The sequence below is a fragment of the Wolbachia endosymbiont (group A) of Icerya purchasi genome (genome assembly GCF_947251635.1).
Lineage (GTDB): Bacteria > Pseudomonadota > Alphaproteobacteria > Rickettsiales > Anaplasmataceae > Wolbachia > Wolbachia pipientis.
In genome coordinates this window covers 680,372-691,902 of record NZ_OX366357.1, presented here as the reverse complement: position 1 = coordinate 691,902, position 11,531 = coordinate 680,372, and the positions used below count along the sequence as shown (strand labels likewise).

At 34.9% G+C, this 11,531-nt stretch carries 9 protein-coding genes and 2 pseudogenes; 6 read left to right on the top strand and 5 right to left on the bottom strand.

Translation table 11 applies throughout. From position 1 onward, the window contains the following. Window positions 1-79: 79 nt before the first annotated feature. The 3 genes from OPR17_RS03675 to rsmD all read left to right on the top strand — a co-directional run bounded on the left by OPR17_RS03675 (window position 80) and on the right by rsmD (window position 5,104). Window positions 80-3,811 (top strand): TrbL/VirB6 family protein, encoded by a 3,732-nt coding sequence (locus tag OPR17_RS03675; RefSeq protein WP_265021195.1) that lies wholly within the window; start codon window positions 80-82, stop codon window positions 3,809-3,811. Continuing rightward, window positions 3,801-4,433: a WD_0853 family protein gene (locus OPR17_RS03670; protein ID WP_265022161.1), complete on the top strand. Its 633-nt coding sequence runs from the start codon at window positions 3,801-3,803 to the stop codon at window positions 4,431-4,433. Before OPR17_RS03675 ends, OPR17_RS03670 begins: the two co-directional genes overlap by 11 nt. Before the next feature lie 122 nt (window positions 4,434-4,555). After that, on the top strand, window positions 4,556-5,104 hold the full coding sequence (gene rsmD / locus OPR17_RS03665) for a 16S rRNA (guanine(966)-N(2))-methyltransferase RsmD (RefSeq protein ID WP_064125164.1): 549 nt from the start codon (window positions 4,556-4,558) through the stop codon (window positions 5,102-5,104). On the opposite strand, the pseudogene OPR17_RS03660 reads toward rsmD, so the two are convergent. The 3 genes and pseudogenes from OPR17_RS03660 to OPR17_RS03650 form a co-directional block, all read right to left on the bottom strand. After that, window positions 5,062-5,376, bottom strand: a pseudogene (locus OPR17_RS03660) (hypothetical protein); the annotation flags it as partial. The gene rsmD and the pseudogene OPR17_RS03660 sit on opposite strands and share 43 nt — an antisense overlap. A 22-nt stretch (window positions 5,377-5,398) precedes the next feature. Further along, window positions 5,399-5,989: a COQ9 family protein gene (locus OPR17_RS03655; protein WP_064125504.1), complete on the bottom strand. Its 591-nt coding sequence runs from the start codon at window positions 5,987-5,989 to the stop codon at window positions 5,399-5,401. Between the two features lie 6 nt (window positions 5,990-5,995). Further along, the gene (locus OPR17_RS03650; protein WP_265022126.1) at window positions 5,996-7,549 is read right to left on the bottom strand and encodes a Mur ligase family protein; all 1,554 of its coding nucleotides are present in this window, start codon (window positions 7,547-7,549) and stop codon (window positions 5,996-5,998) included. Between the two features lie 782 nt (window positions 7,550-8,331). Here OPR17_RS03650 and OPR17_RS03645 point away from each other — a divergent pair. Genes OPR17_RS03645 through OPR17_RS03635 form a run of 3 tightly spaced genes read left to right on the top strand, consistent with a single transcriptional unit; the run spans window position 8,332 to window position 10,095 of the window. Further along, complete coding sequence (locus tag OPR17_RS03645) at window positions 8,332-8,691, top strand: ferredoxin family 2Fe-2S iron-sulfur cluster binding protein (protein WP_265022125.1); 360 nt, start codon at window positions 8,332-8,334, stop codon at window positions 8,689-8,691. 2 nt (window positions 8,692-8,693) lie between these two features. Beyond that, entirely contained in the window at window positions 8,694-9,734 is a 1,041-nt protein-coding gene (locus OPR17_RS03640) for a hypothetical protein (RefSeq protein ID WP_265022124.1), read from the top strand. Continuing rightward, window positions 9,718-10,095 (top strand): cytochrome c-type biogenesis protein, encoded by a 378-nt coding sequence (locus OPR17_RS03635; protein WP_265022123.1) that lies wholly within the window; start codon window positions 9,718-9,720, stop codon window positions 10,093-10,095. Before OPR17_RS03640 ends, OPR17_RS03635 begins: the two co-directional genes overlap by 17 nt. A 344-nt stretch (window positions 10,096-10,439) precedes the next feature. On the opposite strand, the gene OPR17_RS03630 is transcribed toward OPR17_RS03635, so the two are convergent. After that, window positions 10,440-10,658: an IS110 family transposase gene (locus tag OPR17_RS03630; protein ID WP_265022122.1), complete on the bottom strand. Its 219-nt coding sequence runs from the start codon at window positions 10,656-10,658 to the stop codon at window positions 10,440-10,442. 22 nt (window positions 10,659-10,680) lie between these two features. Next, window positions 10,681-11,529, bottom strand: a pseudogene (locus OPR17_RS03625) (IS982 family transposase). Between the last annotated feature and the right edge of the window lie 2 nt (window positions 11,530-11,531).

Below are 11,531 nucleotides of genomic sequence, written 5' to 3'. Positions count from 1 at the left end.
TGTTATGGAGTAACTAATTAAAAAGATATTTTAAGTAAAGTTTTAGAAATTTATTTCTATATTTGGAAAAAGTTTAGATATGCAATCACGCTTAGGCAAATGTTGGTTTAGGGTATTACTTCTTGCAGCTTATATGCTGATCACAGGTTGTAGTAAGAATGATATGCCTTTTCCAAGGTGCATATCTGCTGACTATTTTGGTCCTAAACCTATTGCAGTAAGCGCTCATTTTTCAAGCGACCACGATGCGTTTATTCCAGGAGATGGAGAAGTTATTGATCCTGAAACTGGCGAAATTAATTATGGGTTTCACCATAACCAAGTGGTGAAGTGGGAGGATACCGGACTCGAAACCAATGGGGATAGTTTAAAAGTGCGAGTTAATGGTGCATGGATATCTTGGAGTAATAATAACAAGAAGGAATCTAAAAAAGGCAGTTATACCTTACAAAGCTTGGAGCAGTTAAAATATGCAACTAAATTTGAAGGTAAACAAAGTGATAATAGTTTACCTAATTTTCACTTAGTTTGTAATGATTATAAACCTAGCATACAAAAATTTTCAAGTAAGTCTGATACAAGTTGCACTGTAAATTGCAAGTGCATTAATGAAGATGATAGCGCAAATACAGTATCACGTGGTGCTCCATGTTGGTTTACCAATGGTCATGGTGCTTATCTTTTGTTTCAAACGGGGAAAGATGATCCTAACGAAAATCTAAAGTTAATGCGCGATCCTCAATATCCTACTGTACATCTAGGTTATAACTCCACAGCAGAGGGCGACAATGGATTTTTTACTTTAGACAGAGATAACACTAAATTAAAGGACAGAAATTGTAATGAGTTGAAGTTAAAAAAGGGATGGAAAATATATGTAAAAATATTAGATAGATATTACTTAGATAATGTAGGTGGCTACTCTTTTGAGTTCTTAAGTGGAGTGCAGCAGCCAAGTAGTTTTGGGTTTTTTGATTACATTTATAACTATCTAAAATGTGTATTATTGATTAACGAAAATTGCAAAGAACATTTTAATAGCAATGATTCTGCAGTTGCACAAGCTATGTTCGAAAATATAGCTGAAAAAAGTACGAGCTTTCACAATTTTGTTCTTTCCTTGCTTGTTCTATTTGTAATGATTTCATCGCTTCTTTATCTTTTTGGCATGATACGAGAAACTAAGCATGATATGCTCATCAGAATGATGAAAATCACTCTAGTAATAGTGCTTATATCTCCTGGAAGTTTTAGATTTTTCTATGATCATTTTCTTGTTTTATTCGTTAAAGGTCTTGAACACTTGATAAGTGTAATTACTAACTTTGCTCCCAACATGAACACCGGAAGTATTGCTCAAGGAGATGAAGCTAAGTTGTTTAGCTTCATGGAGGACATGTTCAATAAATTTTTTGCTTATTCTGTTTGGAAAAAGTTTGCAGCGTTTTTACATTACCAAATGTGGGCAAGCCTTCTTATGATACCGGCAATTTTCATAGGGATTGTGCTATACTTCTTGTTGTGCTTGTATGCTTACATAATATTTCTCTCTGGCTTTATGGGTATAGCTTTTCTTATAGCTATCATGCCACTGTTCCTGATCTCTATTTTATTTTCACCGCTGAAAAGTCTATTTGAAGGTTGGATAAAATTCTGCATCAGCTTTTGTTTACAGTCGATTATGATATTTACCCTGCTGTCATTGCTGGCTGCTATTATAATGAACACCTTTTATAGACAACTAGGTTTTACTGTATGCTACAATAAATGGTTCGAGGTAAAGTTATGTGCTCCAAAATGGGTGTTTGGCGGTTTTTGTATCGTTGATAAGCAGTACTTTGGTTGGACACCAGGGCAAATTTTTGTACCTTACACTCTTGGAGAAGCTTCTTCTCTTAACATAGATAAAAGTATAGAAGGTATAGAAAAGATAAACAGAGAAGGTGGTACAATAAAATTTACTGGAGGTGCTGGATATATCCCGCTTCCACCGGATTACCCTAAAGATAAAAATGGTGAACATATAAAAGGGTTTCGTTATATAGATTATCCTTTCTTTAATCCAATGCCTGGAACTAAAGGTAATCCAGCAGACCACTATATTGCAGAAAGTGATATGGTAGTTAGTAATGGCTGCAGTGCAAAAGATCTAGTACGCTTAACAAATAGTTTATCCCATGCATCAGAGAGGGCTGACATTATATTACTGATCAACAATATAGAGAAAAGGATAGGTGATGTTAGTGAAATAATAAAACGCTACTGTCAAGATATAAATAAATGCAATAGTTATAGGGAAATAATTAATGAAATAAGATCTTTAATGCGGAGTGCGGTAGAAAAACAAGGTTGTAGAATACTGAAACTTCATGATTTATATAAGGATCCCAACAGTGAATACTGTCAGAAATGTAAAGATTGTGAGGATTGCAAAAATTATCAAGAAAATAGCGATTACCAAAGGGTACAAGACATACAGAGAGGTTATTTAATCAATGCAGGAGAGATCTTTGTACTATTCTTGCTTTCATTTTTAATGTTCTCCTTACGCGAGTTCGTACAACAGATGGGCTCAAGTATAGCTGGTGGTGGATTCAGCGTTTACAATATATCTAGAATGTATGAAGCATCGCCTTTGGTTGGCATAATGGAAGGATTAAAACGGCATTATTGGCAAGACGCAATTGGTGGAAAACTAGAATCTTTAGGTAATTGGGCTACTCATTTACCGGATAGATTAGCTGGAGGTACAGCTAATTTGCTGGGGAGGATACCAAGAGTTGGAGGAGTGCTGAAATACGCTATTGATGTGCCACGTAAATTTGTAGATGCTACTATTGAAGCAACAAAGTTTGCAACATCGCCTGAAAATGATGTTGATAAGCTCGAGGAAAAAATTTACAGGGCATTTGGAGTTGATAAGGAAGATATTACGCACAGAAGAATTGGTAAATATTTAGAATATTACAAAGGATATGTAGGATCACATTTGGGCTATACAATAGAAGATGCTATGAAGTTTACTTGGGAACATGGTCTTGATTCTATAGGAAAGCATGGCTATGATCATAACCTACTCTATAGAGCAAAAGAATATAGGCGAGATTTCTTAGAGAAGCTTCATGATTACACTATCGGCCGTAAGAGAGAACCAGAAAAAGACAATCCTGATCAATCAAATAAGGTAGAACGAGAGTTAGGCACGGAACTAGTAAGAGATAACCATGATCAGCCACTAGAAGAAGGCGACCCTCTTCGACTACGAGGGGGAGGTCAGCCAGATAAGGTAGTACAAGAACTAAGCACAGAACAAGAAGACAAGCCTAATCAACTACAGCATGATCAGCCAACAGAAGAAGATAAGCCTGATCAATCAAATGAAGTGACACGAAATTTAGGCACGGAACCAAAAGGTTTAGATGAAATTGATGATTTTGGATCTGCTTTTGAAGGTATGGAAAAACGTGCTGAAAGAGAAGGCAGAAGAAATCAAGATAAAGTTTACAACCTCTCACCACTTTTTGAAATGAACACTCCAGAAGCTGTAGAAAAACGTGCTGAAAGAGCTAGAAGAAAAGAAGAAAGAGATCGAAAAGACGAAGTTTATAATCTTAAGCCTTTATTTAAAGAACCAAAAAATCCAGAAGAGTACGTTAAGGCACTTTTTGAAATGAATACCCAGGAAGCTATAAAAAAACGTGCTGAAAGAGAGGAAAAAAGAAATCGAGAAGACAGTAAAAGGAAATTACCGGAACCAATGAGGAAACCAGATGCAAAAGGAGATGAGAAAAGGATTGAAGATGAAGACTAATAAAAATTTCAAAGGCCTTGATTATTATAAATTGCAGCAAGACAAAGATGGCAACATAAAGTTAAATGACTACGACGACATTTTAAATGCGCGTAGGGCAAGGGTAGACTTGTTGCGGGATAACACATCACTTGACAAGGATGTCAATTTTGCTAAATTGAATAAAGCTTTGAGTGAGAAATTTGTAGATAATCATGGTTTATTGTCTGAATTTGATAAGGAAGACAAAGAGATTGCACAAGAAAGGCTTAAGATGTCTAATATTTTAGACAATCTTGATAATCTTGCAAACATTAAAAGTGAAGAGCTATTAGAGGTTAGTTTATTGCTATCAGACCTTAGCTTCATAGAGAGAAATGTTGTACTAAATACCGATCAGAATTCTGATCTTACAGAGTTTAAAAGTCTATTTATCGAAAAAAAGGCATCTGGTAAAGAGTATAGTGAAGAAGAATGTAGAGGCTTTCTTGATAATATAGATAAAATCAATACTATAATTAAGTTAGAGTTAGAAAGCAGAATTGAAGGGCTAAATCATGATAAAAAAAATGATCATGATGATTTACAAGATGAGATTGGTCAAGCAATTAATGCAGCAGGCAAATCAGAAAAAGATAACTGATGAGTCTTGTGTTTGTGTTTTTCTTACAAGCGACTCGATAGCTTCTCTCTATTAAACTGCTAAAGCCATATTGACATTAATCATATAGTATAAATAATTAATTATTTTGGAGCTTATTTAATATGCTACGCATCATTGCAGGCAAATATCGCGGAAGAAAAATAACTACAGGTAAGCATTTAGCTGCACGGCCAACTATGAGTATTGTCCGAGAAGCAATATTTAATATGCTTTCCTCAAGAAAACCTATTTATAACTTGAATGTACTTGATTTATTCTGTGGTAGTGGTTCTTTTTCATTTGAAGCGCTTTCTCGCGGCGCTAAACATGCATTCATGGTGGATTCAGATTATTACAATTTGCAACTGCCTAAAAAAACAGCAGAAGATTTTGGAATTACGAACAATGTCACGCTAATTTGTTGTAGTGCTAACAAATTGCCACAACCTATTTCAAAGTGCGATATAGTTTTTATAGACCCACCTTACAATAGCAATCTAGTTGAATCAACGTTGAATGGACTAGCTCACTCAGGCTGGTTAAGTGATGATGCATTGATAATTCTAGAGATTAGGAAAAACGAAGGTTTTGAGTGCAATAAAAACTTTAGTATAATCTTGGAACGCACCTACGGTATAGCGAGAATAATTTTTCTTTCTCTATTAACTTGAACTTGCATATACTTTTCATTGATGAGTTCCAGTTCTATTTTCGTCAAGTTTCCGGAGAAATTACTTATTCTGTACTGCCCTAGATCAAAATTTTTATTAAATTCAGAGTCTATTAAATATTCATGTGCTTCTTCAATAAATTTATTTTCTTTTTCTTCGTAACTGGTGTATTTTGTTGTACCATTATTATCCTCACGATAAACTAAATGTTCTTTATGATCAGCATGAATATTTTTATTTTCACAAACCTTTTCAGGATCGTGCTCAAGTACTTTTCTACCAACAATCAATAGCTTATAAGAAATTTCCTATGATTCCTTTTAAGCGAGTTTTGAATTTTTGAAATGTCATGACATTGTTGATACGGTTATCAAGAAACGATAAAGTATCCACAAAATCTTCTGAATAATCATTGATAAAAAAAAGTATCGTACTTAAGTACACTCCAGCTAATATTGCTCTTTTTGTATAGTAGTTAAAATCTGTTGATTGGTCATAAATGCCATACCAAATCGCACTAACAGTTCTGTATAAAAGTTTACTAGAAAAATATGTATTTTTTGGTGATACAGAGAATAATAAAACATTTTTTAAAAGTTCTCTATAATTTGGTAGCTTAGCGTAATTTGAAAGGCGTATTTGAATGGCTAACTTTACTCGCTCTCGCACTTTCATATCTTCTAAATTAGAATTCCTTAGTTCAGCTTCCATTGAGCTATTTAAGTCCTCTGCTATGTGCTCCAAAGCGCTATATATTCCATTCTGAAATTTGCAAAAGCTATTAGCTAGATTAAGGTCAGTGCACACCTTTAATAGGGTTTCATCGCTTATCCCTTCAAATGGAATAACCCTAATTAGCTTATCTATTATTAACTTTTGTTCCACGCAACATTATACTAAACAGCATGTGTGATTGTACCTGAGATTTTCAAACATTCTACAAAATGCTTCACCACGTTCCTCGAAATTTTTCCATTGATCAAAAGAAGCACACGCGGGAGAAAGTAATATTGTTACTTCTTCTGCGCTATTTAAGGCCTCTTCAAAAGCCAATCTGAATGCATCTTCTAGATTGCAACATTTAACATAATCTACTTTATTCTCCATAACATTTGCAAAAGCTTCGGTTGATTCTCCAATAAGAAAAGCTTTTCTAACCCTTGTAAAATGCTTGCTTAATGATTCTATTCCACCTTTTTTGCTTCTTCCACCAACGATCCAATTTATGTTTTCATAAGATAAGATCGCCTTTTCGCTCGATTTTGCATTAGTTGCTTTGCTATCGTTCACGAAAAACACATTTCTTATTTTGCCAAGCAGTTCATTTCTATGCCTCAGTCCTGAAAAGGACTTGATTCCATTGATAATAGTGTTGCTATCTACTCCAAGTACCTTACATACGGCATATGTGGCTGCTATGTTTTCTGCGTTGGATATTAGGTTTATTTTCACGTCGCTTACTGATAAGCTATGATTCTCTAGTTTTAACGAGATCTTCTGGATCCCAGTGCCCCTTTTGTCATCCAAGTAGCTGACACTGGGATCCAGATAATTTCGATCTATACCAGTAATCTGTTCACTATAATCAAGCAAATTGTTACCTGCCAATGATATTAGATCTCTTGCACCACCTTCTGTCATCTGAGTAGTTGGCAATGGTTTTTCTTTTCTGGATTCCAGCGTCACGCGCTGGAATGACATCGGGGAATATGTTACTGAGATTGGAATTTTGTCTCCAGTGAATTTGTTGAATATATCAGCAGTAATCTCATTGTCACATCCTATTACGGCAACCTCACTACCGTTTATCAGTTTTAATTTAGTTGCTATGTAGTTCTTCATACTTCCATGCCTATCTATGTGATCTGGTGTAATATTGAGCAGTGCTGAAATGTCCACGTTAATTTCATTCATCAACTCCAATTGAAAAGAGGAGAGTTCGATTACATAAATTTCTGCATCTCTTTCTAGATCCAAAACAGGAACGCCTAAATTTCCACCAATAGCTACTTTTTTCCCTGCAGATTTTAATATGTGCCCTATTAGTGATGTAGTGGTTGATTTACCATTTGTTCCTGTGACGCCTATTACCTTCTGGTTCGTAGTTTTAGCTTCAAGAAATAGCTCAATGTCTGATTTTATTTTACAATCAAAACTTCTTGCAAGTTTTACTATCCAATGTGGCTCTATTGGCACTCCAGGGCTTAAAACCAATGCACTGATCTCATGCCAATTATATTCCTTGGGATGAATAAAATTACATTTTTTATACATCATTTTTGCGTTTGCTATTTGCTCTTCATGATCATCCCATGCATATACTCTTGCACCACTCTTTATCAGAGCGTTAATGGCGGATAACCCAGTTTTACCAAGACCAAAAACCGCAACGTTTTGATTTTTGTATTTGTTTAGTTGCACTGCTAGATAACTTATGCGAACCATTTTATAAAGATATCGTACAAATTACAACAGACTTCTTTCGTAGGTTACAACTGTCATTCAATAGAAACAAAAAACTTACTTGACACCCTTCGCCAGTCCCCTTATCATGAAACTGAAGCTATTTATTTATCTTCGCAATCTGTGCAGGTTAATGACAAAAAACTTAGGGTATTTGGCGTCTCATGTTTAATTTTTCGCACTACGTGCATCGCATGTCTTTAAAAATTTCTGGGTTTTTACCTATATAAGCCGAAACGCGCTTACAAAGCGTTTAAGACAGCAAAAAACGTCAAATTGACAAGGGAGAATTTGAATGCTAGCTACTACGGGGTTTCTTTGCCTTTTTTCCTGCTTAGTAAATTTCTTAAACACTTGCGGTGTAGGTTAGTTGCAAGTTAAAAGAAGCTAAATCGCTCTTAATCAAGCGTTTTAGAATAAAAAAAACGCCGATATTTTAGTACATGGTAAATAGCCAACCACCACGGGGCTTCTTTTGCCTTTTTTTTCATTTGGTAAATTTCTTAATGTTTATAGCTAAACGACAACCGTCATCCCGCAACGGGATCTCTTGTTAGCGGATGAGATACCGCGAATGAATCGCGGTATGACGGTTCGCGGTGGAATGACGATAATCTCGTCATCCCGCTGCTTGTTAGCGGGATCTATGCTAAAGGAGATACTTGGATAACAAGAAATAGGCACTGAAATTGCAAAGAGTTTGCAAATATTAGTTATTACCTGTAGAATACAGAGAAATTAGTAAGGATTTTAATAGGAATAATATGCCATCTGTTACTTTTGTTTTACCTGATGGGAGTAAGAAAAGCTATGAAGCTGCAGAGGGAGAAACTCTGCTTAATTTAGCCCACAGAAGTGATCCAGATCTGCTTGAAGGTGCATGTGAAGGCTCTCTTGCTTGTTCTACATGCCACGTGATTGTTGATCCAGAATTTTATGATGCTGTAGAAACGCATAATCCCATATCTGATGAGGAAAACGATATGTTAGATCTAGCCTTCGGCTTAACAGAGACATCAAGACTTGGGTGCCAAATAAAAATCACAAAAGATATCGATGGTTTGTGTGTAACCATGCCAAGGGGTACAAGAAATATATCATTGGATAAACAGGGGAATAATTAGCTATGCGTAAGATTTTTATCTATATTATCATCTCTTTACTTTTGTTTATTCCTGTAGCGTATAGTGGTTTTTGGTATTTTTCTGCATGTAAGGTAAAAAATCTTTTAGCTGAAACAATACTATACATTAACGACGAAAAGTTTGATATTTCACATGACTTCAGTGGACTTCCTTCTAACCTAATTTTCCGTGTGACAAACCCAAAATTTTCCAATGAGCAATTAACCATCTCATCTGATGCTTTATTGATAAAAAATAGATTGTTTGATAAATCAGTATATATCTACATACCAAGCAATGAAGTCAACATTGTTGTTCATGGTGATGAGAAAAAGAATATAAAATGCCACACAAACGATAGCAGCCACTTTGTTGTTAGACTAAATGATTTACCATCTTCATTGCGATTTAACAGAAATAGTACCGTAATAGACTATATAGATACACTTCGTTACGAAGATTATGGATTAAAATGTGATGTTTCAGAAAATCAGCAAAGTGTTATAACTGAAGTGAATGATAAAAGCAATTACATTCAATTTCACCTCGATAAAGAACTGAATGGAAATACTAAACTAGGATTTGATTTTTATACTTATCGGTATAAAAATACTGCAAGTCCTGAAAGTTACCTTAGTATCGACACTAAATTTGATTACGAATTTGTAAACCACATCTCAGCTTCCAGAGTTAATTTCAACATAGAGAAATTTTTAATTCAAAGTAATAATTTTTCTCTTGCTGCAGATGGTGGAGTGCAAAATTATAATTTGGTTACGTCTTCATTTAAAGACAAAATCAACGTGGCTATATCAAATTATAAAGAATTAATCTCGTTTATGATTGGTGACTCAAAAACTTCAGATGCGTTTGAAAAATTAATGTCTTTCTTATCAGAAAAAACAACTGATGACAGCGTTCGATTTTCAATAAAGTACGATGATGATGTAGGGTCAAGCTTTATTGGAAAGTTATCCATCACTGATTTTATGAACCAACTCAGTAAAATAACCCAATTAACCAAGGATGAGAGCAGTAGTTAGTTTACTTTTCATATTGATATTTCACTCAGGCGTAAACGCTTTTACTCTGGATAATAAACTCAGAGATAAAAGCATGGAAAAACGAGCAACAAGTTTATTTGAAATAATAAGGTGTCCAATATGTTCTGGCGAATCATTGTCTGAATCTGGATCTCAGATCGCGTATGATATGCGAAAAGCAATTCGTAAAAAAATCAATGATGGATACACAGATGAAGAGATAATCTCAGAGTTAAAAAATTCTTACGGCAATTCAATTATAACTACCCCACCTAGCACTTACATCTTGTGGTTTATTCCACTTACAACTCTGCTTATTGGGTGTTTTCTAATACAAAGATACATCAATACAACCACTTAAATCTTTTATATATAGCTAAAGTGACTTAGGTTCTCTAATTGCACATAAGTCAACAATAATTTTCACACAAATCAAAACAGCATATCTTCTTCATGATCCTTGGTAATTTTACATAAGTTAAAAGTAGCATATGGTTCTCTCCGCGGTCTGAGATGACAATAAATTTGTCAAGCCGCATTATACTTGTTAGGCGGAAGTGGACGGTAACATATTTACCACGAAGTCTAACTAAGTTCTTGCTTGTCCCTTCCATCAGCATTGCTATCTTTATTTTCAATAAAATTATCGTCCTATGCTCTTTTGATGTTTATTGATAATAAAATTCTGTTTTATCAACCAACATCCTATGCATAATTACAGCTAATTTTCTTGCTACTGCTACAATTGCTTTTTTCATTCCTTTTTTCTTCGCAACTCCAGTTTTTTAATTTAAATGTCCTCTTGGTAACTGTAAGCATTGTTTGTGCAGCTTCATATAACATACTTCTACATTCCGCTGGTCCCATCTTTGATATGCTGCCATGCCGATCAACTTCTCCAGAAGAATATTGCCTTGGTGTCAACCCTATATACCCCAGTCGCGGATTAGCCAACGAAGTAAAGCTTAGAAATGCAGCGGCTGCATGGAATATGAAACAAGCGTAGAAAAAATGTGTACCAAAAAATTTATCGGTGATCTATGGCGAGTATGCTCAATCTCAAATTTGTTTTTCAGAGAGCCAAAAACTGTTTCAATAATCGATCTTTTTCTTAACAAAATCTTCTCATTTAGCGCCATTAATGAGTTTTTCATACCCTTTTTTATACTGGTTACAAGCTTTAACCCTCTATCGAATAATTCGCGAAAAAGATCTTTTTTGATATACCCTTTATCTCCAAAAAATAATCCAGTCAATTTCTTAGTTAAATTTGGCACAGGTATCAACGTTGCCTTTTATCACCGTAACCCCTTGAATTTCGCCAGTTTCATTGATTACTAGATGTACCGAAAAACCACCCATAAGTAGTCTTTCCAATCTTTGCCAACCCTTTGAAAACTTTGTTTCTCGAGGTCCTTTTTGGATGGCAAACAGCGATAGATGTTGCATCTATGTACGAAATCCCTGTCACTTTTGACTGTTCGCAAAACCATTGCATTAAGAGCGCTAAATACCATAAAAACCGCGATTTTAGCCTGATAAACCTACTATAGGATGGCAATTTTGGAAACGCTGATTCGTATAATCATTTCAAATAATGCACATAGAAAATTTTAAAATTGTCGCACTTGGATTGGTGATATAGCAATATTATGGTAAAAATCTCTGAATGCGTAATCTCTGGCTTCCTGGTTGGTTTTTTGCCACTTGGTAGAAGTTTTTCTGCAAAATTTTCATCGACTGTATTGCAAAAATCATCGACTATACAAAAGATTTCTGTTACTTTCTCTTTCATTG

Coding starts and splice junctions, on each gene's coding strand:
- OPR17_RS03675 (WP_265021195.1), top strand. CDS start 80: ATGCAATCACGCTTAGGCAAATGTTGGTTTAGGGTATTACTTCTTGCA.
- OPR17_RS03670 (WP_265022161.1), top strand. CDS start 3,801: ATGAAGACTAATAAAAATTTCAAAGGCCTTGATTATTATAAATTGCAG.
- rsmD (WP_064125164.1), top strand. CDS start 4,556: ATGCTACGCATCATTGCAGGCAAATATCGCGGAAGAAAAATAACTACA.
- OPR17_RS03650 (WP_265022126.1), bottom strand. CDS start 7,549: ATGGTTCGCATAAGTTATCTAGCAGTGCAACTAAACAAATACAAAAAT.
- OPR17_RS03645 (WP_265022125.1), top strand. CDS start 8,332: ATGCCATCTGTTACTTTTGTTTTACCTGATGGGAGTAAGAAAAGCTAT.
- OPR17_RS03640 (WP_265022124.1), top strand. CDS start 8,694: ATGCGTAAGATTTTTATCTATATTATCATCTCTTTACTTTTGTTTATT.
- OPR17_RS03635 (WP_265022123.1), top strand. CDS start 9,718: ATGAGAGCAGTAGTTAGTTTACTTTTCATATTGATATTTCACTCAGGC.